This is a genomic window from Streptomyces sp. NPDC001933, assembly GCF_042890955.1.
GTDB lineage: Bacteria > Actinomycetota > Actinomycetes > Streptomycetales > Streptomycetaceae > Streptomyces.
The window spans coordinates 244380-267737 of the sequence record NZ_JBIASS010000010.1 but is presented as its reverse complement, the minus strand read 5'-3'; the positions used below and the strand labels follow the sequence as shown (position 1 = coordinate 267737).

21 protein-coding genes are annotated in these 23358 nt (G+C 70.5%); 12 read left to right on the top strand and 9 right to left on the bottom strand.

All coding sequences use genetic code 11. From position 1 onward, the window contains the following. Positions 1–192 precede the first annotated feature (192 nt). From ACFYY7_RS24875 to ACFYY7_RS24865, 3 genes are read left to right on the top strand one after another with little or no spacing between them, the layout of a single operon-like run. Entirely contained in the window at positions 193–1338 is a 1146-nt protein-coding gene (locus tag ACFYY7_RS24875) for an NAD-dependent epimerase/dehydratase family protein (protein ID WP_388664597.1), read from the top strand. Continuing rightward, the gene (locus ACFYY7_RS24870; protein ID WP_388664595.1) at positions 1335–1829 is read left to right on the top strand and encodes an NUDIX domain-containing protein; all 495 of its coding nucleotides are present in this window, start codon (positions 1335–1337) and stop codon (positions 1827–1829) included. Before ACFYY7_RS24875 ends, ACFYY7_RS24870 begins: the two co-directional genes overlap by 4 nt. Continuing rightward, positions 1826–2797, top strand: a complete 972-nt coding sequence (locus tag ACFYY7_RS24865; protein WP_388664593.1) for a mevalonate kinase — start codon at positions 1826–1828, stop codon at positions 2795–2797. The genes ACFYY7_RS24870 and ACFYY7_RS24865 overlap by 4 nt, the downstream gene beginning before the upstream one ends. Positions 2798–2834: 37 nt before the next feature. Here ACFYY7_RS24865 and ACFYY7_RS24860 read toward each other — a convergent pair whose 3' ends face one another. The 4 genes from ACFYY7_RS24860 to ACFYY7_RS24845 form a co-directional block, all read right to left on the bottom strand. After that, complete coding sequence (locus ACFYY7_RS24860; RefSeq protein ID WP_388664591.1) at positions 2835–3932, bottom strand: radical SAM protein; 1098 nt, start codon at positions 3930–3932, stop codon at positions 2835–2837. A 67-nt stretch (positions 3933–3999) separates the two neighbouring features. Next, positions 4000–4863 carry a carbohydrate ABC transporter permease gene (locus ACFYY7_RS24855; protein ID WP_388664589.1) on the bottom strand — a complete coding sequence of 288 codons (864 nt, stop codon included), beginning with the start codon at positions 4861–4863 and terminating at the stop codon, positions 4000–4002. After that, positions 4860–5774 carry a carbohydrate ABC transporter permease gene (locus tag ACFYY7_RS24850; RefSeq protein WP_388664587.1) on the bottom strand — a complete coding sequence of 305 codons (915 nt, stop codon included), beginning with the start codon at positions 5772–5774 and terminating at the stop codon, positions 4860–4862. Before ACFYY7_RS24850 ends, ACFYY7_RS24855 begins: the two co-directional genes overlap by 4 nt. After that, positions 5764–7056, bottom strand: coding sequence for an extracellular solute-binding protein (locus ACFYY7_RS24845; protein WP_388664585.1), 1293 nt, complete (start codon positions 7054–7056; stop codon positions 5764–5766). The genes ACFYY7_RS24850 and ACFYY7_RS24845 overlap by 11 nt, the downstream gene beginning before the upstream one ends. Before the next feature lie 309 nt (positions 7057–7365). On the opposite strand from ACFYY7_RS24845, the gene ACFYY7_RS24840 reads away from it, so the two are divergent. Together ACFYY7_RS24840 and ACFYY7_RS24835 are read left to right on the top strand one after the other, a co-directional pair. Then, positions 7366–8529, top strand: coding sequence for a serine/threonine protein kinase (locus ACFYY7_RS24840; RefSeq protein ID WP_388664583.1), 1164 nt, complete (start codon positions 7366–7368; stop codon positions 8527–8529). Positions 8530–8549: 20 nt separating this feature from the next. Further along, a complete protein-coding gene (locus ACFYY7_RS24835) occupies positions 8550–9302 on the top strand; it encodes an HAD family hydrolase (RefSeq protein ID WP_388664581.1) in 753 nt (250 codons plus the stop codon). Here ACFYY7_RS24835 and ACFYY7_RS24830 read toward each other — a convergent pair. After that, positions 9250–10728 carry a N,N-dimethylformamidase beta subunit family domain-containing protein gene (locus ACFYY7_RS24830; RefSeq protein ID WP_388664579.1) on the bottom strand — a complete coding sequence of 493 codons (1479 nt, stop codon included), beginning with the start codon at positions 10726–10728 and terminating at the stop codon, positions 9250–9252. The two genes, ACFYY7_RS24835 and ACFYY7_RS24830, sit on opposite strands and share 53 nt — an antisense overlap. Before the next feature lie 169 nt (positions 10729–10897). Between ACFYY7_RS24830 and ACFYY7_RS24825 the strand changes: the two genes are divergently transcribed. Beyond that, positions 10898–11743: a class I SAM-dependent methyltransferase gene (locus ACFYY7_RS24825; protein ID WP_388664577.1), complete on the top strand. Its 846-nt coding sequence runs from the start codon at positions 10898–10900 to the stop codon at positions 11741–11743. Between the two features lie 23 nt (positions 11744–11766). Next, entirely contained in the window at positions 11767–12531 is a 765-nt protein-coding gene (locus ACFYY7_RS24820) for a GNAT family N-acetyltransferase (protein ID WP_388664575.1), read from the top strand. A gap of 28 nt (positions 12532–12559) precedes the next feature. Here the strand turns inward: ACFYY7_RS24820 and ACFYY7_RS24815 are convergent, their stop codons facing one another. Both ACFYY7_RS24815 and ACFYY7_RS24810 read right to left on the bottom strand, forming a co-directional pair. Further along, the gene (locus tag ACFYY7_RS24815) at positions 12560–13699 is read right to left on the bottom strand and encodes a hypothetical protein (RefSeq protein ID WP_388664573.1); all 1140 of its coding nucleotides are present in this window, start codon (positions 13697–13699) and stop codon (positions 12560–12562) included. Between the two features lie 93 nt (positions 13700–13792). Next, entirely contained in the window at positions 13793–14056 is a 264-nt protein-coding gene (locus ACFYY7_RS24810; RefSeq protein WP_388664571.1) for a hypothetical protein, read from the bottom strand. Between the two features lie 909 nt (positions 14057–14965). Between ACFYY7_RS24810 and ACFYY7_RS24805 the strand changes: the two genes are divergently transcribed. Genes ACFYY7_RS24805 through ACFYY7_RS24785 form a run of 5 tightly spaced genes read left to right on the top strand, consistent with a single transcriptional unit; the run spans position 14966 to position 22276 of the window. Beyond that, positions 14966–15469 carry a hypothetical protein gene (locus ACFYY7_RS24805; protein WP_388664569.1) on the top strand — a complete coding sequence of 168 codons (504 nt, stop codon included), beginning with the start codon at positions 14966–14968 and terminating at the stop codon, positions 15467–15469. Then, the gene (locus ACFYY7_RS24800) at positions 15439–16857 is read left to right on the top strand and encodes a hypothetical protein (protein ID WP_388664567.1); all 1419 of its coding nucleotides are present in this window, start codon (positions 15439–15441) and stop codon (positions 16855–16857) included. The genes ACFYY7_RS24805 and ACFYY7_RS24800 overlap by 31 nt, the downstream gene beginning before the upstream one ends. Beyond that, positions 16854–18338, top strand: a complete 1485-nt coding sequence (locus tag ACFYY7_RS24795; protein WP_388664565.1) for a VWA domain-containing protein — start codon at positions 16854–16856, stop codon at positions 18336–18338. The genes ACFYY7_RS24800 and ACFYY7_RS24795 overlap by 4 nt, the downstream gene beginning before the upstream one ends. Before the next feature lie 12 nt (positions 18339–18350). Further along, positions 18351–19463 carry an AAA family ATPase gene (locus ACFYY7_RS24790; protein WP_388664564.1) on the top strand — a complete coding sequence of 371 codons (1113 nt, stop codon included), beginning with the start codon at positions 18351–18353 and terminating at the stop codon, positions 19461–19463. Next, positions 19460–22276: a hypothetical protein gene (locus ACFYY7_RS24785; protein WP_388664563.1), complete on the top strand. Its 2817-nt coding sequence runs from the start codon at positions 19460–19462 to the stop codon at positions 22274–22276. The genes ACFYY7_RS24790 and ACFYY7_RS24785 overlap by 4 nt, the downstream gene beginning before the upstream one ends. Before the next feature lie 54 nt (positions 22277–22330). Here ACFYY7_RS24785 and ACFYY7_RS24780 read toward each other — a convergent pair whose 3' ends face one another. Next, the gene (locus ACFYY7_RS24780; RefSeq protein ID WP_388664562.1) at positions 22331–22768 is read right to left on the bottom strand and encodes a GNAT family N-acetyltransferase; all 438 of its coding nucleotides are present in this window, start codon (positions 22766–22768) and stop codon (positions 22331–22333) included. A gap of 59 nt (positions 22769–22827) precedes the next feature. Then, positions 22828–23343: a GNAT family N-acetyltransferase gene (locus ACFYY7_RS24775; protein ID WP_388664561.1), complete on the bottom strand. Its 516-nt coding sequence runs from the start codon at positions 23341–23343 to the stop codon at positions 22828–22830. Between the last annotated feature and the right edge of the window lie 15 nt (positions 23344–23358).

The following is a 23358-nucleotide window of genomic DNA, read 5'->3' as shown; positions in this document are numbered from 1 at the left end:
CCATACGTCCTCCCTCTGTCCGGGCCTGCCCGGCACCCGTGTCCCGCCAGCCAGATCCGGACAGTACGGATGGCTCACACGCCCCGCAAGAGTGCCGAAATCGCCCTCTGGCGGGCGTACGACGGGCCCGACGATGCTTGCGCTCGCACGCCGAGAAGCGCCTGCACCCCCTGACGCCGGAAAGAGGCTTCCATGCCCGCGTTACCCTCCTTGACCGTCGCCGAGGGCTCCATCGCCAATCAGGAGACCGTCCGCTCCCGGCTCGAACAGCTCCGTGACGCCCGCGTCGTGGTGACCGGCGGCGGCGGACTCGTCGGCAGCCGGCTGGTCGCGCTGCTGCGGAGCGCCGGAGCCGTCGTCACCGTCCTGGACCGGATGGACGCCTACCCCGAGTCGGGCCACGCGACCTTCGGGGTGGCGCGCAGCGGCGCACGCCTTGTCGTGGGCGACGTCCGCGACGCCGCGGTTGTCGGCGGGCTGCTGCGCGAGGCCGACTTCGTGGTGCACGCGGCCGCCTACGCGGATGTCGCCGCCTGTACCCGGCGCCCCGACATCGCCTTCCGCGCCAACGTGGAGGGCACCCAGGTCGTCCTGGAACAGGCCGCCCGCTTCCCGGTCCGCAGGCTCGTACTGGTCTCCTCCGCCTCCGTGTACGGCGACGGCGTGCCCGGCATCGAGGGGCCGCAGGTCTTCCACGAGGACATGCCCCTGCATCCGGTATCCGTGTACGCGAACTGCAAGCTCTGGGCCGAGCACCAGACCCGGCTGATGCTCGGCGCCGCCGGCGGCACCGAGTACGCGGTGGTGCGTTACTTCTCCGTGTACGGCGAGCCCCAGATCCCCAAGCCCGGCAGCCACTCCTGGATGGTGCCCTGGCTCTCCCTCCAGGCCCGCCTCGGCCGGCCGATGCGCCTCAACGGCGGCGGGATCCAGGTCCGCGACCTCATCCACGTAGACGACGTCGCCGAGGCCACCGCACTCGCCCTGACCGAGGACCGGATGGCCGGACAGACCGTCAACGTCGGTACGGGCAGGCCCACTTCGGTCAAGGAGGTGGCCGACCTGATCGCCCCGTACTTCCCCGGCGCGCGGCGGATCACCACCCCGCGCCCCGAGGGGGACCCGCTCGGCGGCTACGCCTCGGTCGAACACTCCAGGGAACTGCTGCGCTGGCAGGCGGGCATCGGGGTCCGTGAGGGCGTGGAGCGCTACGTGCGATGGCTGCTCGCCACGCCGGACGCCACGCCGCGCTGGCTGGCCGACGAGGCGGCGGGGCATGAGACGCTGCGCGACGAGGGGCCCGGGGGGACGACGACGGAGGCGACACGCACGACATGAGTTATGCCGGTTCCTACATCTGGTCGTTGCGTCAAGAAGTCGGCTCCAGAACCCTCCTCGTGCCCGGTGCGCAGGTGCTTCTGCTCGACTCCGAGGGCCGGGGGCTGTTCCAGCAGCGCGTGGACAACGGGGTCTGGGAGCTGCCGGCCGGTTCCTGCGAGGAGGGCGGCGACTTCGCCGACGCGGCCGTCCGGGAGGTCGCCGAGGAGACCGGGCTGCGGGTGGAACGGGATGATCTGGTGGCGTTCGGATCGCTCTCCGATCCGCAGGTGCACACCCTCACCTACCCGAACGGGGACGTGACGCACTGCTTCGCGCTGTGCTTCTTCGCCCGGCGCTGGACGGGGACACTCGCGCCCGGCGCCGACGAGGTGCGCCAGGCACTGTTCCGGCCGCTCGGCGACCCGCCCCGGCCACTGCATCCGCCGACCGAAGTGGTGCTGTCCATGTACGAGAGGTTCCGCACGGAGGGAAGGTTCCAGGCACGGTGAATGCCACACATCCGATACGCGCGGTGGTTCCCTGCCGGGCCTGCCTGTCCGGCGAGGACCTGGACTGGCTCGGCGGGGGCCGCTCGGTGAGTCTCGCGCTCGGCCTGATGACGACCGTGGAGGTCGTGCCCGGCCCCGTGCCCGACGGGGAGACCGAGGACAGCTGGCGGCGGGGGGTATGGACGTTCCTGCGCGAGCGGCTGCCCGGCCTCGCCGCACACCCGCCCGCCGTCACCGTGCGCAGCGAGGCTCCTGCGGCGAGCGGTCTCTCGTCGTCGACCGCACGGATCGTGGCGCTGTTCCGGGCGTTCACGGACGCGTCGCTCTCCGCGCGGCGCGTCTCCGACGCCACGATCGCGCAGTGGGCGTACGAGTTCGAGTTCGCGGTCTTCAACGGCGGTGGCATGGACCACCTCGCGGTCGTCGAGGGCGGCGCGCTCCTTCTCGACGGCCGCGAGCAAGGACTTCCGGCCGTACGGGAACGGCTGGACCTCCCGGCCGAGTGGCAGGTGGTCGTCGTGGACTCCGGCACCCACAAGGACACGAGGCACCACATCCGGGACGTACGGGCGCAGCTCGCCGCCGGCGATCCGGCGCTCGCCGCGTACCGGCGCGCGGCCGACGAGGCATCGGGCCGGGTGTGGGAGGCGCTCCGCGGCAGGGATCTGGCAGGGCTGGGGGCCGCGATGACCGACGCCCACGAGGCCATGCGGGAGCACCAGCGGATGTCGACGCCGCTCCTGGAGGAGCTGCGAAGGGTCGCGCTGCGCTCCGCCGGCCTGCCGCTGAAGCTGAGCGGGGCCGGCGGAGGCGGTGCGCTGGTCGGCGTCTGCCGGGCGGAGGAGACCGCGGAACGGGTGCGGCGCCTTGAGCGGGCGCTGCGCGTCTCCCATCCGGGAGCCCGGGTCCTGCCCGCCACGGCGGCCCCGGGCACCTGCCGGGCCCAGGTGCCGGCCGAGAGGGGATAGGGCCTGTCCCTGGTCCGTCGGACAGGCCCTGACTGAGTCAGAGGAACGGGTCGTAGTCCTCCGCCGGCGGGAGCTCGCCGGTTCCGCGGGCGATGCGTTCCAGTTCCAGGTTGGAGCCGTGGCGTGCGCAGTGGAACCGGCAGTCCCGGCTCGGGTCGACGATCCCGCGGTCGGAGTCCTGCCAGATGGTGGCGAGGTCGTCGGTGACGGCGTCGCCTAACCGGGCGAGCGGGTTGCCCCGGTGGTAGGCGCACACGTACACCCCCGAGGGGGTGATGAGGGTGCGGAGTTCGGCGACCCGGCAGCGGTCGTACTCCTTGGGCTGGACGGGGCCGACATGGCTGCGCAGGGAGGTGAGGGTGGAGGAGTTGACGAGCTGGAAGCGGTCGCTCTCCAGCCGGGCGGCCTCGGCGAGCTGGCGGTCGACCGAGTCCAGCATTTCCTTCGGGACCTGCACGACGTGGTGGTCGTCGTCGAACATGGCCTTGGTCTCGAAGTAGTCGCAGCCGATGTCGTGGGCGAGTTCGGCGGCGCGCAGCACCTCGTGGTGATTGGCGACGGTCCGCCCGTCCGGTTCCCGGCGCGACATCACGAGGAAGGAGTAGCCGAGCGCTCCGGTCTTCTCGGCGGCGAGCAGCCGCATGTTCCCGATCACCTTGTCGAAGACGCTGCGGCCCTTGCGGTCCGGCCGGAACAGGCCGTACGTCTCAGCGGTGCCGGCGTCGACGGAGACGCGGACCCAGGTGGCGTACCGGGCGAGTTCGGTGATGTTCTGCTTGATCATCGTGCCGTTGGTGACGACCCCGACGGCCAGGCCAGCCTCGCCGAGGATGCGTAATACCTTGCGGGTGCCGCGATGGGCGAGGGGTTCCCCGCCGCCTATCAGGACCACCGCCCGGACGGACATCGCGACGAGTTCCTCGGCGAGGGCGGCGAGCCGGTCCGGGGTGAACCGGCCCTGGTTGAGGAGCTTTCCGCTGATGCATTCGGGGCAGGCCAGGTCGCAGAACGTGGTCGGGTCCAAGTCCACGACGAGCGGGGCGCGGGAGGGCGAGCCGGAGGCGGCCTGGAGGATCCGGGGCCAGCCCGAGGGCTGGTAGAGCTTGGAGACGAGGTCGAGGCGGTCGTGCGTCACAGGGCTCTCCTCTGCGGGGTGTACGGGGTGTCGTCGGCGGGGCGCACCGGTTGTGGCCGGGCGTCGTTCAGCCCTTGACCGCGCCGGTGGCCAGCCCCGCGGCGATCTTGCGCTGGACGGCCAGGAAGAACACGACCACGGGCAGGGCGGTGAGCGTGGCGCCCGCCATCAGCCCGCCGTAGTCGGTGCCGAAGCTGGTCTGGAAGGAGACCAGCCAGATGCTGAGGGTCTGCTTCTGAGGGGTGGACAGCAGGACGTAGACGAGGACGTACTCGTTCCACGCCTGCACCATGGCGAAGACGGAAGTGGCGACGAGTCCGGGGGCGAGCAGCGGCAGGACGACGCGGACGAAGGCGCCGAAGCGGCCGCAGCCGTCGACCATCGCCGCCTCTTCGAGCTCGACCGGGATCGCCGAGATGAAGCCGTGCAGCATCCACACGGTGAACGGCAGCGTGAAGACGAGGTAGACGAGGATCACGCCGCCGAGACTGTCGGTGAGACCCGCCTTGTTCAGGAGCAGGTAGACGGGGATGACGAGGGCGGCGAGCGGGATCATCTGGACGGTGAGGATCACCACGACGAACGCCTTGCGGCCGGCGAAGCGGAAGCGGGATAGGGCGAACGCGGCGAGGGCGCCGACCAGGAGCGAGACGAGGACGGTGCCGAGGCCGATGACGGCGCTGGAGCGGACGTTGGACCAGAAGGTCTCCGTGCGCATCGCACGGGCGAAATTGGCGAAGGTGGGGTGGGCCGGCCAGAACTCGGGCGGCAGGCTGAGGATCTCGGTCGCCGGCCGGAACGCGGTGATGACCATCCAGTAGACGGGGAAGCCGACGGCGGCCGCCACGAGGAGGCCGAGGACGTCGTAACGGCGCCGGTGCCCGCGACGCAGTCCCCTGCCCGCCCCCGGCCGCTTGCGTACCGCGCTCATTCGACCTCTCCCAGCCGCAGCATCTGCCGCAGGTAGAGCACGGCCCCGGCTAGCAGCAGAACGACGGTGACCAGGGCGATCGCGGCTCCGGCGCTGTAGCGGTTGACGGCGAAGGACTCGATGAAGGAGTACACGCCGAGCAGGTAGTACTCGCGCTCGGGCTGGCCGCCGCGCATCAGCCAGATCTGGTTGAAGACCCCGAAGTCCCAGATCGACATCAGGGTGGTGACCATCACGAACAGGGGTTTGATCGCCGGGAAGGTGACGTACCGGAAGACCTGGGAGGGGCGGGCGCCGTCGATGAGGGCGGCCTCCTCCAGCTCCGGCGGGATCTGGGCGAGCGCCGCGTGCAGGCTGATCGCGGCGAACGGCAGCGCGCCCCAGACGACGACGGCGGTGATCACGGCGAAGCCCTGCAACGGGTCGGTGAACCAGTTGTGCCGGGCGAGATCGAGGCCGGGCAGCGTCGAGAGCAGCCAGTTGACGACGCCGTAGTCCGCGTCGAAGAGCCAACGGAAGATGGCCGCCGCCACCATCACGGGCATCGCCCACACCGCGACGAGGATCCCGGCGAGGACGGCGCGGACCCACGGGGACACCAGCCGCATCAGAAGGGCGGTGAGCAGGCCGAGCAGCATGGTGAGGGTGACGCAGACGAGGGTGAACACGGCCGTGCGGGCCGTCACGGTCCAGAAGAACCCGTCGCCGAGGATCGCCCGGAACTGCCCGAGCCCGGCCCAGGGCGGCGCCGTGCCGCTGAACAGCTCCTTGCGGGTCATGTCCTGGAAGGCCAGGGTCACCATGTCGACCAGCGGGTAGCCGAGGACCACGAGCAGGGCGAGCAGGGCCGGGGCGATCAGCAGATAGGGCAGGAGGGGGCGCAGTCTGCGCCCGGCCGGATCAGCGCTCATTGATCACGGCGTCGATCCTGCGGTCCGCTTCCCGCGCGGCGTCCGCCACGGACGCCTTGCCGGTGGCGATGCGCTCCAGCATCTCGGGCAGGACGTTGGACTTCTCCACCGAGGTCCAGCCGGGGGCGAGGGGAGTGACCCAGCCGCGTGTGGCGGCCTGGGCGGCAGGACCGTTTATGCCGTCGGCGGCGACGTCCGCGAGCTGGACGGTGTTGTTGGGAAGGGTGTTGGCGGCGATCAGCCGCTCCTGCGACTCCCGGTCGGTGAAGAGGCGGATCCAGTCGTTGGCCAGGTCCTGGTTCTTGGACTTCACGGGCACGGCAAGGGTGGAGCCGCCGAGGAACGGCGGGAGCAGCTGTCCGGACGGGCCGGGGAAGGCGAAGGTGGCGAACTTGCCCTTGAGCCGCGGGTCGCCGCCGGAGCGGGCGTCGGCCGCGGCCGCGGCCTCCCAGGTGTTGCCGTAGAAGACGCCGACCTTGCCCTGCCCGACGACGGCGGGCTGGTCCCCGTTGTCCTTCGCCCGGTCGCCGACGTAGTAGTCGTCCAGGAGCTTCTTCCAGGAGGTGAGCCCGGCGACGGACTTCGGTGAGGAGAGCGCACCCTGCCAGCGGCCGTCCTTCTCGACCGCCATCTCGCCGCCGGTGTCCTTGACGAAGCCCATGGCGGCGTACCAGTAGCGGCCGGGCATGTAGAAGGCCGAGAAGCCGGGGTCCTCGGCACCGAACTGCTTCTTGAGCCGGTCCAGGGAGGAGATCAGCTCGGGGTATGTGCGCGGCGCGTGGGTGAGGCCGGCACGCTGGAAGTAGTCGGTGCGGTAGACACCGACGCGGGCCCCCGCGTAGTACGGCACGCAGTACGTCCGGCCGTCGTCGCGACAGGCGTCGGCGAGCGCGGGCAGCCACTGCCCGGAGCGGTCGAAGCTCTTCGGGTCGAGCGGTGCGAAGGCGCCGTTGACGATGTAGTTGGTGGTCTCGCTGTTGCCCATCTCGACCACGTCGGGCACGTTCCGGCCCGCGAGGACCGCGTCGAGCTTCTGGTTCTTCGTCGTCCACTGCTGGTACTGGACGTCCACCTCGACCCCGGGGTGCTTCTTCGCGAACCGGGCGTTGGCGGAGGCGACCAGCTCCGGCCAGCTTTCCCGGGCGTCGACCGTCAGCCACACCGTCAGTCCGTCGCCTCCCCCGGCCCGTTCGCCCGCGTCGCCCCCACTACAGCCCGCCACCGCCGTGAGCAGCAGGAGGGCTCCCAGGATCATGGATCGGCGGTGCGGACGCAGTGCCATGGATTCCTCCGTGCGGGGTCATTGAGACGTACGGGGCTTCGGCGACGGTCTTCTCACTACCCCGCGGGTCGCGACTCCCCGCAACGACACGGAGTTTCGGCCGGAACACGACGGTGCGCTTCCCACCCGAAGCCCAGCACTTCCCCGCTGCGCTGTGTGGATGCCGACAGGCGCCGCGACGGCGTGGCCGCAGTCAGGCCACGCTGACGCGATCGGCACGGTGGGTAGCGGGGTGGCTCTTGACGGTGACGTGACAGTGCCCGCAGTTTGGCCTGCGGCACTCCACGACCCCGATCGAAGGGCTTGTACGTGACCGAGCAGAGCACAACCGCCCCCGACATCTCCGCGCGCCCCGTGCGGGTCAACTCCTGGAACGGCTGGGATCCGCTGCGGCACGTGATCGTCGGCCGGGCGGAGGGCACCGTGGTGCAGGCCCCCGAGCACGCGGTGCGCCGGGACTACCCCGACGACGGATTCCCCCTGGGGACGTACGGTCCCATGCCCGCGGACATGGTGGCCGAGGCCGAGCAGCAGCTCGACGACTTCTCGGACATGCTGCGGCGGCGCGGCATCAGGGTGGACCGCCCCACCCCGTTCGACTTCACCCGGCAGGTGGGCACGCCGGAGTGGGCGCATGAGTCGATGTTCGGCTGCATGCCGCCCCGGGACCTGCTGCTCACGGTCGGCAACGAGGTCCTGGAAGCGACCATGTCGTACCGCAGCCGATGGTTCGAGTACCTCTGCTACCGGCCGGTGCTGCAGAGCCTGTTCGACGCCGACGACCGGATGCGCTGGGAGGCCGCACCCAAACCGCGGCTGACGGACGCCTCGTACAAGACCGGGTTCTGGGACACGTACAACGAGCTGTCGACCGAGGAGCAGCTGGCCCGGGTCCGCGACTACGACCTGGTGCTCACCGAGGCCGAGCCGCTGTTCGACGCCGCGGACGTGGCGCGGTTCGGCAAGGACCTTTTCGTGCAGCTGTCGTTCGTCACCAACAAGAGCGGGTACGAGTGGCTGCGGCGCCACTACCCCGACCACCGGGTGCACGCGGTGACCTCGACCAACACCCATCCGCTGCACATCGACGCGACCTGGGTGCCGCTGCGGCCCGGACTCGTCCTGCACTGCGGTGAACGGCTCGCGGACGCCGAGCTGATGGAGTTCTTCAAGCTCAACGACTGGGAGATCGTCGAGGCCGTCCAGCCGGCGAGCTGGGACCATCCGCCGAAGCTGTCCTTCTGCAGTCCGTGGCTCGCCGGGAACATGCTGAACCTCGACGCGAACACACTGTGCGTCGAGGAAAAAGAGGTGCGGCTCGCGGAGCAGCTGTCGTCGTACGGCTTCGAGATCGTGCCGGTGCCGTTCCGGGCGGTCGGACCGTTCGGCGGCGGGCTGCACTGCGCGACCGTCGACATCGAACGGGAAGGCACGCTGGAGGACTACTTCCCGAACAGGTACGGCCGGTTCTAGGAATGGAGCACGGTCCCGCGATGGTGCCGGACGGTGTCGGCGCGGTCGTCTTCGACTTCTACGGGACGCTGGTGCGGATGGTGGAGCCGCTGCCGCCGGACCACCACGGGATCTTCGCGCGCCGGGGCCTGGCGGCCCAGGGTGAACTCTGGGGGGACCAGTGGTCGGTGGGCCCCGGCGAGGGCGAGGAGCACGTGGCGCACTCGGTCGGTGAGGCGGCGTACACGGCGTGGGAGCGGGACCGGCTGCGGCGGCGGGCACGTGGCTGCGGGGTGCCGGAGGGCGAGCTGGACGGTCTGGTCACCGAGCTCGACCGGGCGATGAAGGCGGTCCGGCTCGAACTCTTCGCCGACGTCCCCGGCGTGCTCGCGGCACTGCGGGAGCGCGGGCTGCTCGTCGGGGTGTGTTCCAACTGGTTCTGGAACCTGGAGGAGTGCGTCGAGGCGGTGGGGATCGGCGGGGCCGTGGACGTGGTCGTCGGCTCCGCGCGGGCCGGGGCGCGCAAGCCCCATCCGCTGATCTACCGCGCGCTGGTGGAGCGGTGCGCCCTGCCGGCCGGGCGGGTGCTGTTCGTCGGCGACATGTGGGTGCCCGACGTGCTCGGTCCGCTGGCGGCGGGAATGCGGGCGGTGCATCTGTGGCGCCCCGACCGTGCGGTGGAGGGCATCGCGCCGCCCCTGCCGGAGCGGGCGGCGCGGATCTCCGGTCTGCGGGAGCTGCTCACCCCGGGAGCGGGGTCCGGTGGCGAAGACGGTCGAGGAGGTTGCGGGTGACACGGACGACGGCCGGATCCTGTTCGTGCCCGCAGACCACGGACCAGTCGGTGGTGCCGGCCGTGAAGACGGTGCCGCCCGCGGTGTGGATGCCCATGGTGGCGGCGCGGGGGCTACTGATGGCCGCTTCGCGCACGGGGCCGTTCCAGTGGCCCCACTTGAAGTGGTGGAAATCCTCGTGCACCGGTTCCAGTACGTAGATTCCCAGAATCAGGAAGGAGTCAGGAGTTCCGTCCTCTCCGGTGGCGCGGGCTGTTCCGTATGCGTCGTAGGCGTAGGCGGCGCCGTCGCATTCATATCCGATGAGGGGTGTTCCGGATCCCAGCCGGTCCGGTGTTCCTCCGTCGGACCCGTCGCGAAGTCCGGTGCCCTCATAGATCCAATGACCGGCGTGTTGCACCGTGTATCCGGCGCGGGGACGGTCGCCGGGCCATTCCGTTGCGGGCCACAGTCCGCCATTGCGAAAACTCACCCCGGTGAGCGAGTTCTCCGGATTTCCGACTCCGTCGGGTTCGGGCGTCCACCATTGGTCGGTGGCAGGCGAATAAGGGTATTCGTCACCGACGTGGTGGTCGGTGTCGGAGACGAAAGCAGTGTTGCCGTCCGCCGGATGCACACGCCACCAGCAGGTGTTGGCGCTGAGAAAGGCGATGTTTCCGCCCTCGCGGACGAATCGCTCCGCATGGGTGCGCATCGCGACGCTCCAGTATTCGTCGTGGCCGACGCTGAGGAGGAGATCGTACGAGGAGAGCAGGGCGGGGTCCTCGTGCAGATCGAGGTCGGTGCAGTACTCGACGGCATAGCCGTTGCGTTCCAGCCAGGCGATGAAGGGCGCGTCCCAGTAGGCGAGGTCGATGACGCCACCGGGGCGGTGGAAGCTGACCTTGTGGCCTCGGAGGGAGCCCTCGCCGCCGGTGCGGTGGACGGGGTGGTCGTAGAGGCTGACGGCGCGTTCCAGACCGGGCCGGTCGGAGCGGTTGTAGGCATGTCGCGTGAAGGTGGACTTCTTGTAGAGGATGCGGGAGTGGCCGCCGGGCGCACGGGGGCGTACGACGAAGAACTCCCGCGCGTGCCCTTCGAGATGCTCCGCGTCGAGCAGCGGCGGATTCCCGCCACCGTCCGGACCGGGTCCGGCGCATTCGATGAATTCGACCAGATAAATTCCCGGCTGCCAGTCCTCCGGTACGGGAAGGGAGACCGGCGGCCAGTTCCAGTCGTCGGCGGGCGAGGCGAGGCCGGGTATTCCATCGGGGTGTGCGGGCGGGGTGTGCGGATTTCCCCGATACGTACCGGATTCCCCGACGGGCGCGAGTTCCTGTCCCAACCGGTAGAAACGGAGACGGAACAGGGGAGCGTCGGTGGAGATGTGCAGCAGCACTTCTCCGCCGGCGATGACGCTTTCGCGGCCCAGATATCCTTCAATCATGGCGCACATGCTAAGCAGCGACCCCTCGGACGACAACAGTGTCGTGAACCGGCCATTCGAGCCACCTTTTTGGACATAGCAGGTATTTTTTCGACTCCGTGTCAGGCGGTCCGGGTAGGGCGGAGCCAGATAGGACATGGATCCGTCCACCGGCCGGTGAGGGGCTCGAATGAGCGGTGAATTCCGCGTACGGGAAATGGTGCTGGGGATCGAGGGGCTCGCGCTGCTGCGCCATGCCATGGATGGCGACGAGGAGTTCCTCCAGGAGCGGGTGGCGGAAATACGCCGCTTCGTTCTCGGCGAGGAGAAGCTGCCGGACGGCGGGGCCGCGGTCAGCGAGCTCGACGAGGCGGAGGGGTACGCCGCCTGGTCGGCGGTGTACGACTCACTGCCCAGCTCGTACATCGAGGTGGAGGAGCCGGTCGTCCACTCGATCCTCGACGGCCTGGAGACGGGCGTGGCGCTCGACGCAGCCTGCGGCACCGGGCGGCAGACCCGGGCGCTGACCGCGCGCGGTCACCGCACGATCGGCGTGGACCAGTCGCCGCAGATGCTGGCGAAGGCCCGCGAGCACGCCCCGGACGCCGAGTTCCGCGTGGGGCGGCTGGAGCGGCTGCCGCTCGACGACGACTCCGTCGACCTCGCGGTCTGCTCGCTGGCCATGACGCATCTTCCGGACCTCGCCACGGGTGTCGCGGAGCTGGCGCGGGTGGTCCGGCCGGGCGGGCGGATCGTGGTCTCGGACATGCACCCCTTCGTCATCTCGCTGCAGGGCCAGTGCCTCTTCGTGCGGGGCTCCGAAGAGCTGGCGTTCGTACGCAACCACGTGCATCTGCCGAGCCGTTACCTGGACGCGTTCGGCCGGGCCGGGCTGCGGGTGCGCGGCTGCCACGAGCCGCTGTTCAACGGGCGGCTCGCGCCCGGCGGTTACGAGGAGTTCATCGCGGACGCGGCCCGTGCCGCCTGGGACGGTCTGCCGATCGTCGTCGTCTGGGACGTCGAGGTCCCCTCCTAGATCTCTCCTGGAAGGGGGGCTCCATGGCCCTGGTGGTGGTACGTCACGCGGAACGGCCCGAACTGTGGGACCGCATTCCCGAGCGGTTCGCCGGTGTGGTGCCCGAGTACAACCTGCACGGTGACATCAACGGCGACTACTGGAACCGGCTGTTCGAGGACTTTCCGGAGTTCCAGTTCGTCCTGTACGACGACGAGCACGACGTGATCGTCGGCGCGGGCCGGTCGCTGCCCCGCTCCTGGGACGGCACCGCCGCCGATCTGGGCCCCGGCCTGGACGACTCGATCGCGCGGGCCTTCGCGGACCGCGATGCCGGGCGAGCGCCCGGCGCCCTGTGCGCGCTGGGCATCGAGGTGGCCGAGGACCACCAGGGCCGGGGCCTGTCCAAGGTGCTGCTCGACGCGATGTCGGACACGGCGCGCCGCGCCGGGCTCGGGACGGTACTGGTGCCGGTACGGCCCACGTGGAAGGACCGCTACCCGCTGGTGCCGATCGAGCGTTACGCGGCCTGGACACGGGACGACGGGGCCCCGTTCGACCCATGGATCCGAACCCAGGTGGGCGCGGGCGGCACGGTCGCGGCGGCGTCCGACCGGTCCTCGCGGATCACGGGCACGGTCGCCGAGTGGGAGAGCTGGACGGGTCTCGCCTTCCCGGAGGACGGGCAGTACGTCTTCCCGGGTGGTCTCGCGCCGCTCGATGTCGACCGGGCGCGGGACCTGGGGGCGTACTGGGAGCCCGGGGTGTGGATCACGCACCGGGTCGGGGCGGGCCCCGACCTCTCCTGATGGTCCGGCCGGTCCGTCTGCCCGATTGCTACGGCTCGACGGGCCGGTGGCCGCCGGCGGCCACCCTCCGAAGCCGTGCGCCCGCGCGGACGGCGGTCCACGCGAACGCGGCCATCGTACGGACCTCGTCCGGGCCCGCCTCCGGACGGCGTTCGGGCGGGAGTCCGGCGGGTCCGGCGGTGGCGACGGCGGAGTGCCTCATCCGGTCGAGCGCGTCCGCGGGGACCTCGTCCGGTGAGGGGGGCAGCCGCCGGGCCGCTCGGGCGGCCTGCCGTCCGAGCAGTAGACCGTGGATCCACAGCTCTTCCGCGAAGGCCCTGCCGAAGCTCCGGGCCACATCCGCCGCCAGGCCCTCCGGCAGATGCGCGTCCCGTGCCTCCCGGACCAGCTCCTCGGTGAGCCCGGTCGCGGGCAGCGCATCGCGCCACCGGTGGTGGCCGCGCCCGCCGTCGGCGCAGTGTTCCTGGCCGGCCAGACGGATGTATCCCTCTCCGTACCGCATGTACGGGATCCACCCCGGCTCCTCCAGGACGCCGCCCCGGGCGAGCAGGGGAGCGGCGTCGGCGGCGGAGGTGGGGCAGACGGCGAGGCGGATGCCCTGGGCCGCGTGGCCGTTGATGCTGCTGGTGCCGATGTGCTCGACGATGTTCGGTACGGCGAGCAGGCTCATCCGGCCCCGGCCGCGGCTGCGGAAGAAGACGGAGAGCAGTTCGTCGTCGTGGCGTTCGGCGCTCTCGCGGGCGTACTCGCGGAAGTCGGCGGCGGTCCCGGACGGCAGGCAGACCCCCAGCGACGGCGTGAACTCATCGGGCACGGCCCGTACCCAGCAGGCTCCGGCGAGGGCGGCGAGCCGGACGGCGGCGCCGTTGCGGGCGTGCCAGTTGGTGTAGAAGACCAGCGCCTCGTCGGGAAACCGGGCGGCGGCCCGTCCGACGATCTCCAGGAGTTCGACGGGGGCGTCGACGTCGTCCTGGACGACGAGATGATGACTGGCCCGCGGAGTCACGGCGGCCCACGCGACCAGGGCGGTGCGCAGGGCGGAGGGCGGCCCCTCGGGGTCGGGGTCGAGGGCGAGACCGTCGAGCCGCAGCCGGGCGGCGAGGTCCTGGGCCTGGGTGAGGCGCACGGGGTGGGTCATGACGGCCGAACTCACGTGGACCTCGGTCACACGGCACTCCTCGGCTGCTCGGCGGGGGTGGTCGCCGGTCATAATCGCAGAGCGCGGCCGAGCGGGGGCCGGCGCGCGGGGACTTTGGCCGGATCAGGGGCGGTGGCGGGCGCCCCAGCGGGAGCGGGCGCAGGGCTCGCCCTGGGTGGAGCAGCGCACCGCCTGGTGGTTCCGGCCGCCGGCGCCGTCCACGGGGACCTCCGGAACCCGGCGCCCCTGAAACAGCAGGACGGCGACGACGAGCCAGCACAGCACGATGGCGGCGTCGGCATACACGACGAAGCCGAGCGGCAGACCGGCCCGGTGCACAGCAACTGCCGCGAGCCCCGCGAGGCCACCCCCGACGACGAGCAACAAGGACCGCAGAGTTCGCCGCACTGTGAACGCCCCTCATCCGTCGCGCTGCTTGCGAGCTTCCGGCAAGTGAACGGCAGAGCATCCCGTTGTGTGACGGCCCATTCCGGCCAGTCTGGCCCGACAACGTGGCAGGCACGGCGCCGTGCGCGGCCGCGTGCTGACGAGATTCGGACGGCGCCGGCAAGGTATGAGATCGATGGTAAATATGTTCCGGGGGTGAACCTCTCGACCCGTAAGGGTGATTGACCCTCGGGCGATACGGCCACGCGCCGGGGTGCGGCTAACTCTGCTCCTTGTGATTCACAACCTGCTGCGTACCGCCACGGCGGTCGCTCTCACCGCCCTGCCCCTCACCATGTCGAGCCCGGCGCACGCCGGAGAAGGCTCCGTCGCACCACAGGCGAGCTCCACTGCTCCACGGACGGGTTCCATTGCCCATCAGACGGGTTCGACTGCCCATCAGACGGGTTCGACTGTCCAACAGACGGGTTCCACCGCTCCGCAGGCGAGTCCGTGTGCCGCCGTCGTCGCGCCTGCCGGACAGTTCTGTGTGCCCTCGCCCAAGCAGTGCTTCACGACGCCGTGCCCTCAGTACGATCTCGTGGCCATCCCGTTCCACCCCCGGCCTTCGGGCGGAGAAGACGTGGCCTCCGAAGGCTCCGCACCCACCCTCTGACGCCGCCGGGGGGACGGCGCGCTCCGCTCCTCCCCGCCGCGTGCGGGTGATCGTCCACCTCCGGCGCTGAAACGTTGATGCCCTGTTGCGCGGCTGCCGCACGTCCCTGGCCGCAGCCGCGCAGCGGGCGGCGCCGCGGCCGTGACCGGGCGTTGTCAGTGGTCGTAGGTATGTTCGGTCGTGTCCTGCCGTTGTGGCGAGGAAGTCGCCTTGGTGCACATAGGAGTGGTGTGTTGTCAGATTGGGAGAGGTCGAGCACGGCACGGGTGACAACACCCGCACGACCGCGCAAGCTGGCCAAAGTCCCGTTCGTCGAGCTGGCCGACGGACGCCTGCAGGGTGTCGTGTCCAGCGGCTCCGACATCGGGCGGGTCTATGTGTCGTCGGTCGCCGCGGCTACGTACGCGTTCGCCTGCAGCACCAACAACAACCGGCCCTGCGGCGGCGCGCGGGGGTCGTTCTGCAATCACATCAGGGCCCTGATCAACGAGGCGGTGCTGCAGTACGGTGCCGAGCGCGTCGCCCGCTACCTGAAGGCCGAGCCCGCGGACGGGGAGCCGAGCGCGCAGACCCTGGCCCATGACATGAGCGCCGCACGTCCACCGCAGGGGGACACCAAGGCGGCCGCCCCCGTCTTCAGCCGGTTCCTGCGCCACCTCGCCTACCTGGAACTCGCCCCGACCACGGCGCCGTTGCCGGAGATGCAGTGGTTCCCGCCGACCAGGGCGGTGGCGTGATGCGTGCCGACCTGTTCGCGGAGGACATCACCGGACTCGACGAGGCCCTGGAGGCCGTCGACGGCTTCGACCGGGCTCTCGTCGCCGGCCTGCTGCGTCCGCAGCCCGTCCAGAGCGCCGGACTGACCGGACTCGCGCACGCGGTCGCCGGGACGCCACTGGCCGCAAGGGTCGCCGAGGCGGCCGGGAAGGCAGCGGGCGGGGCCGCGAACGAGGACCACTTCCTCGCCCTCGCCGCCGCCCGCACCGCGCTCCTCGGCTCCGTCCACGACGCACTGATGACCCGCATCGAGGAGGCGACCGGCCGGACCCGTGGTGAGGCGACGGTCCCGGTTCCCGCCGGGCAGCAGGGGGCGAACCTGCTCACCGCCGCCCGCTCCTGGCTGGCCGATCTGGCGCGCTGCGGGTGGCAGGGCATCGACCACGAAGTGGTCTCCGGCGCCTCGCCGGTCGTCTCCGCGATGCTGCCGGATCCCGCGCTGCGCCGCCTGGCGACGCTCCTGGACGGCTTCGCCGCCGAACTCGCGGCGTCCTGTCCGGGATTGTCCATGGAACGGATCCCGGCACGCCGCTGGGCCGACCTGTGGTCGCGCGCCCTGCTGCTGACGGTGCCCGGTGCGGCCGATGTGCCCGTGACCGGTACGGCCACCGGCCGTCTCCTGCCCCTCGGTATCGACGTCCATGAACACGCGACCGCCGTACAGGCCCAGGTTCACGCGGTGTTCGAGCCCGCCGACGGCTCCACGCCCCGCCTGGTACGCGCCGGGGCCGCGGCGCCGAAACCCGACACGGTCGTCGGAGCGGGGCTCTGGCAGTTGCTCCGCCCGCACATGTCGCTGCTGGCCGCCATCGGCGAAGGCCGCTCGATGGAGCTCACCGACATGCCCGTAACCGCCGAGGGCGACCTGATCTGGAGCGACGAGCACGCACGCCGGGGCGAGCCCGCCGACGCCTTCGCCACCGCCCGCGTCGCCCTGCCCACTGCCACCGACGCGGCGACAGCACCCCTGGACCGGCACCCGGCGCGCATCGCCGTGCCCGTGTTCCTGGAGGGCTACGCCGCCACCAAGGACGACGACGCGGTCACGTTCACCCTCGCCGCGGGCCCCCTCGCCGTCGACACCGACCGCATTCCCACCGCCGGACCGCTCACCCCCGAGGCCGTCGCGGCATCCGGCGCGTGCATCGGACTGCTCCGCTGGGACGCCGGGACGTATCGCGTGCAGCCGCTGGCCGTCGAGACGACCGTACGGAAGAAGGCCGTCGCGATCCACGCCGGGGGATGGGCCGGGGGCACGACCGACAAGGCCGGTGCCAAGGCCGAGAAGGCCGCCACCGACGCCGTGGCCGTGCTGCGGGAGCGCGCGGGGAGGCTGCTGCGGAAATGACGGACCACACGACCGGACGAACCACCGGGACCACCACCCCGCCAACTCTTCAGCCCTCTCGGACCCCGGAGGCGGATCCCCAGGACAACCGCCGACAGGTCCTGTACTGGCGGCTCCTCGCCCGGCTCTTCGACCCCGAGGAGCAGAGCACACTGGAATCCGCGAGCCTCGCCGTCGTCGAGGACATCGGCCTGCCCTCCGCACTGCTGGACCCACAGGCTTCCGTCGACTCGATCGTGCAGCGGCACCCGGACCTGGCAGCCGAGTTCGACGGCCTGATGACGCCCGACCCCGACCCGGCTCCGGACATCGACTCCGAGGGAGCCGATGCCCGCGACCGGGCCGCCGAAGTACGACGGGCGGCGCTGGTGTCGAAGGTGCTGCTCAATGTCTTCGCCTCCGGCTCGGGCACGGTCACCGCCGGACAGCTGGCGCGCTGGCAGTCCGACGCGGGCTGGCTCGAACGTGCCCTCGGCTGCGTCCCCGGCGAGCTGCGAGGCGGCCGTCCCGGGGGAGGCGCGGCACGGGTGGGTGTCAGCCCGACCGGCACCGGCGGTCGGCACACGTCCCCCGACCTCGGCCGGCTCATTCCGGAGATCGGACCGGAACTGGCCACCATCGAGGCCGACCTCGTCAAACGGATGCACCTGCGTGAGGTGCTCGCCGATTCCGGGCTCGCCGCGCGGCTCACCCCGAGCATGTCGCTGATCGAGCAGCTGCTTCGGGACAAGAACAACCTCTCGGGCGTGGCCCTGGCCAACGCCAAGGACCTCATCCGCCGCTTCGTCGACGAGGTCGCCGAAGTACTGCGCACCCAGGTGGAAAAGGCCACGGTGGGCCCCCTGGACCGCTCCGTCCCGCCCAAGCGGGTTTTCCGCAACCTCGATCTGGACCGGACGATCTGGAAGAACCTCACCAACTGGAGCCCGGAGGAGGAGCGGCTCTACGTCGACCGCCTCTACTACCGGCACACGGCCCGCAAGACGACACCCCAGCGGCTGATCGTCGTCGTGGACCAGTCGGGCTCGATGGTCGACTCCATGGTGAACTGCACCATCCTGGCGTCCATCTTCGCCGGGCTGCCGAAGGTGGACGTCCACCTGATCGCGTACGACACACAGGCGCTCGACCTCACACCATGGGTGCACGACCCCTTCGAGACCCTGCTGCGCACCAACCTCGGTGGCGGCACCGACGGCACGGTGGCCATGGCACTGGCCCAGCCGAAGATCGCGGAGCCCCGCAACACCGTCGTGGTGTGGATCTCCGACTTCTACGAATGGCAGACCGAGCCACTGTTCCAGAGCATGGTCGCCATTCACCGTTCGGGAGCCAAGTTCATCCCGGTCGGCTCGGTCACCAGCTCCGGCCGCGGCAGTGTCAACCCGTGGTTCCGTGACCGCTTCAAAGACCTCGGTACGCCGGTGCTCTCCGGCCACATCCGCAAGCTCGTCGACGAGCTCAAAACCTTCCTCGCCTAGAAAGGCCCTTTCATGTCCGACCTGTTGCGCGCCCCCGCCGAGATCAAGTACGCCGAGGAACTGGAGTGGCTGGAGTCCATCGACGACAACCCCAAGCCCTTCTCCTGGCGGCTGTCCCCGAAGATGGTCCGCCTGTTCGTCCTGGGCTCCGAGCGGTCCGACGGTCTGGACCGGGAGATCTCGCAGAAGTGGTACGGCGACCGCAGTTTCGTCGAGCGTTCCATCGTCACACTGGCCTCCGACCGGGGCCTGCTGCTCATAGGTGACCCCGGCACGGGCAAGAGCTGGCTGGCCGAGCTGCTGTCCGCCGCGATCTGCCGCAATTCCACGCTGGTGGTGCAGGGCACGGCCGGCACCACCGATGACCACATCAAGTACTCCTGGAACGTGTCGATGGTCATCGCCAAGGGCCAGTCACGGGAATCGATGATCCCCTCGCCGATCATGACCGCGATGGAATCCGGCGCGATCGGCCGCTTCGAGGAACTCACCCGTTCCACGAGCGACGTGCAGGACGCGCTGATCTCGATCCTGTCCGAGAAGTACATCTCGGTACCCGAACTCGACAGCGACAGCATCGTCTTCGCCAAGCCCGGCTTCTCGATCATCGCCACCGCGAACAGCCGCGACCGAGGCGTGAACGACCTGTCCTCGGCGCTCAAGCGACGCTTCAACTTCGTCCGCATCCCGGTGGTGACGAACAAGAAGAGCGAGGTGGAGATCGTCCGCTTCCGCACCGAGGAACTGCTGCGCCGCCACCAGATCGAACTGGAAGTGCCGCCGACCCTGCTCGACGTGCTGCTGCAGAGCTTCGCCGACCTCCGTGCCTCGGCGGCCGCGGCCGGCAGCGACGACGAGAAACTGGAGTCCGCCCTGTCCACCGCGGAACAGATCGGTGTGCTGGAGGACGCTGTGCTGCACAGCAACTTCTTCGGCGAGCGCGCTCTCACCGCCCGCACGCTGGCCTCCTCGCTCGTCGGATCGCTGGCCCGGCGCGAGCCCGAGGACCTGGCCATTCTCAACAAGTACCTGCACGGTGTCGTCGAGCCGCGCAGCAAGGAAGAGGGCGGATCCTGGCCGGAGTTCCTGGAGGGCGGCCGCGACGCGATCGCCACCCTGTCATGACCAGCACCCACGAAGGGACGTTCGAAGGACTGCGGGCTCAGCTGCAGGAGGCCGCGGCCACGTTCGCCGACGGGCCCGACGCGCTGGAGGGCATCCTCCTGGGCATCGTCGACGACGTCGACCACGCGGTCCGCGAGCCGCTCGAGATCTTCCCCGTCTGTCATCACTCACCCGCCTCGGCGATCGCGATGGCCCGTCGCCTGCGGGAGAAGCAGCCGAAGGTGGTCTACCTCGAACTGTGCGAGGACATGGCGCCGCTGCTGACGGAGCTGCGCAACTGCAAGCTCCCGGTGGCGGTCCAGTCGTTCGCGACCGAGGTCGACGGCTTCCCGGTCGAGTGGTCCCCGCTCTCGGTGGTCGCACCGATCACCGAGGCCTCCGCCGAGTACCAGGCGATCGCCTACGCCCTGGACACCCCGGGCGTGGAACTGGTCCTCGTCGACCGATCCTCGGACCACGTCTTCCAGTGGGACGCACGTGCGACGGAGTCCGCCGGGCCTGCCGCCCCGGACACACCTCCCGCCGAGGAGGAAGCCGCACTGCACGGTGACGCGGTCGGCGTGGAGATCGGAGACCTGCGACCGCGCTTCGCCGAACTCGAGGAGCACCTGCTGCACCACGGCAAGGTGCGGCACTGGTCGGAGTGGTGGCACCAGTACGTCGAGCTGCCGCTCGGCGACAGCGACCACGACACCTACCGCCAGGTCATGCTCCTGATCGGAAGCCTCTTCCGGCGACTGGCACCCGGCGACTCCCACCGGCTCCGGCTGGACGAGGACCGCGAACGCTACATGTGGACCAGGATGCGCGAACACCTGGCCGCGACCGGCACCGACCCCGCGGACTGCCTCTACGTGTGCGGCGCCTTCCACGCGGCCAGCCGCGTCGCCGAGTTCGGCGTCCACGGCACGGACACCTTCGAGATCAGCCCGCCCAGCGCCACCACGTGGCAGCACGGCCTGATTCCGTCCAGCCACGCGGCGATCGAGGCGCAGTTCGGCCTCGCCGCGGGATCGGTGTCGATCGCCGCGACCGTATGGGCGAAGAACGTCCGGCGTACCCGCGTGGAGCCCTTCCGCCTGGCCGGGCAGGCGGGCGCGAAGAAGTCGAGGGCCAAGGCGAAGAAGGCCGTGGCCGCGGCGGCGGTGGGGCCCGCGGAGGCGATCCCGCCCTCGGACAAGCTGACGGGATTCCTGCAGCGACCGCCCGCACTGGACCAGCTCGACGAGACGGAACTGCTCGGCTGGTCGGTCGAGATCGTGCGCGCCGCGCGCCGCAACGGCTACCTAGCCTCCACCGCCGACGCCATCGCGGTGTTCGAGACCTCGATCCTGCTGGCCGGAATGCGTGACCGGGCCAAGCCCACCCCGTACGACTTCCAGGACGCGGCCGTCACCTGCATCGAGAAGGACACCGTGCCCGGCCGGCGCGATGTGCGGCGCCTCGTGGAGATCATGATGGGCGGCGACCGGGTCGGCCAGGTCGGCTACGAGGCGCTGCCACCCCTGGCCCGCGACGTGCACGACCGGCTCGCGCCCCTGGGACTGAAGCTCCAGCAGACCGGTGTGCAACGGGCACTGCTGGACATCGCCTCCCAGCCGGAACTGGATCGCTGCTCCGACGTGTTGTGGATGCTGCGCTACCTGCTGCCGCAGGGCGCCGCCCGCCCGATCATGGGCGAACGGAAGCTGGGTGAGCGGCCGATCCAGGAATCGTGGGACCTCGCGCTCGGCACCTACCAGCGTGCGCTCATCGAGCTCGGCTACGAGGGCGTCAGCATCGAGCAGGTACTGGAGCAGCGTCTGCGCCGCACGGCGTACGACCGGCGAGCCACCACCGCGACGGTCCTGGAAGGCGTCGAGGACGCGACGCTGTATTTGCGCAGCCGCCGCCTCGCCGACGAACTGGGCACACACGCCCTGGAGGTGCTCTCGGCCGAACGCAGCGTCGACGGCGCACCGGAGGTACTGCGCCGGGTGCGGCGGCTGCTGGCGTACTACCGCACCAGTGAACCGGTGCTGCCGTCCTGGATCGAATCCTTCGCCAAGACGGGATACGCCCACTACTGCACCCTGCTGCCGACGGCGTTCACCGACGAAGACGCCACTGTCCGCCAGGTGGCCGCCACGCTGGGCTTCCTGTTCAGCATGGAGAGCCTGGCGCTGTCGCTGGGCTGCGACCGGACCCAGCTGGAACTGGCCGTGGTCCAGTCGCATCCCGAGGAGCCGTCGAAGACGGCACTGCTGTGGGCGACCCAGGTGCAGCTCGGGCACCTCTCCCGCGCGAACCTTCGGGCGAAGTGCGACGAACTGCTGGGCAACCCCTTGGTGGTGCCCGCCTATCCGCGCTACCTCAGCGGCTTCGTACAGGCCCTGGAGCCCGTCCCGGGCCTCACGGACTTCGTGGTGGAGGCAGTGTCGAACGCGTTCGCACGGCTGCCGGATCCGGTGCTCCTGCCATGGCTGCCGACCCTGATCACCACTCTGCGATCCGGCGGCTCGGAGCTGGCTCCGCTGCTGATCCGTGAAGCCGGGCGGACCTTCCCCGGCCGGCTCGCAGCACTGGACGCATGGGTGCCGCCGTGGCTGGCACAGCCGGAGCCCGAAGCCACGCGTCCGGCAGTCGGCCCGGAAGGCCCCCACGGCTGCACACTGCTTGCCGCGCACCCCGCGACGTGCGACGCGGTGGCGAGCCTGCTGGGCTGCGAAGGCACGTGGGAGACGGCAGAGACCGACCGCCCGGCAGGTACGGCGCTGACCGGTCGCCATCCCGAGACGGCCGCTGCGCTGGAGGTGCTGCTGGCCGGAGCGTGACGCATACGGCTGTGCTGCTCGACCTTGCCGAGCAGCACAGCCGTGCGGTCGAGCCTACGGCCGCACGACGAACCGGTGGACCTGGGAATCGCGGACCTGGAATCCCAGACGCTCGTACAGCCGATTCGCTGCCTGGCGGGACGGACGCGAGGTGAGATCGACCGTCCGGGCCCCGGCCACCTCGGCCAGGCGCAGTGCCTCCTCCGTCAGTGCCGCGCCCACTCCGTGACCCCGTGCCGCCCCGTCGACCACGACATCCTCGATGCGGCCCCGCAGGCCCGTCGGCAACGGAAACAGGATCAGAGTCAGCATGCCGACGACGCGGCCCTCGACCCTGGCCACCAGCAGGGTATTGGCGTCACTGCGCAACAACGCGGCCACCGATTCCCGGTCGGGCACACCGGCTGTACTCGAAAGCTGCGGCAGCAGGCGAGCGATCGCCTCCACCACTTCATCGGTCGCCCCACGGACGACCTCCACCTCGACGCTCATTGTCGTGACCCTACCGACAAGTCCCGCGAACAGCGCGGGAGGGCGTCCGCGTCGCGTGGTCACGGACGCCAGTACAGCGACGGGTCGGGGTGGTTGGTGAAGCCGAGCTCACGATAGAGGGGCTCGCCCTCGGGGGAGGCGTACAGGTCGACCCGGGCGACATCCCTCTCCCGGAACCAGTCGAGCAGTCCCCGCATGATCGAGCGGCTGTGACCGAGCCGCCGGTACCCCGGGTCGGTGACCACGCCGATCACCTGCCCGATCCGGCCGTTGCGCAGGTGCGGGCCGGGCAGCCGTTGCTCGATCGTGCCGATGCCACAGGCGGCGAGGCCGCTCCCGCCGTCCACGACAAGGATGCGTACGGCGTCGGTACCGGAGGCGGCGCCCGCGTCCGCGGACAACTGCTCCTTGAGCACCACGGCCAGGGATTGCAGCCAGTCGTCGCCTCCCGACGCGGGGTCGAAGAAATCGCCGCCGAGGTCGTCGAACAGCATCGCCCGCAGGCGTACGAGTTCCGCGATGTCGCCCTCCACCGCCTGCCGTACAGCTGTGTGGTTCTCAGTGCGTTGGCTCATGCCGACCACACTGAT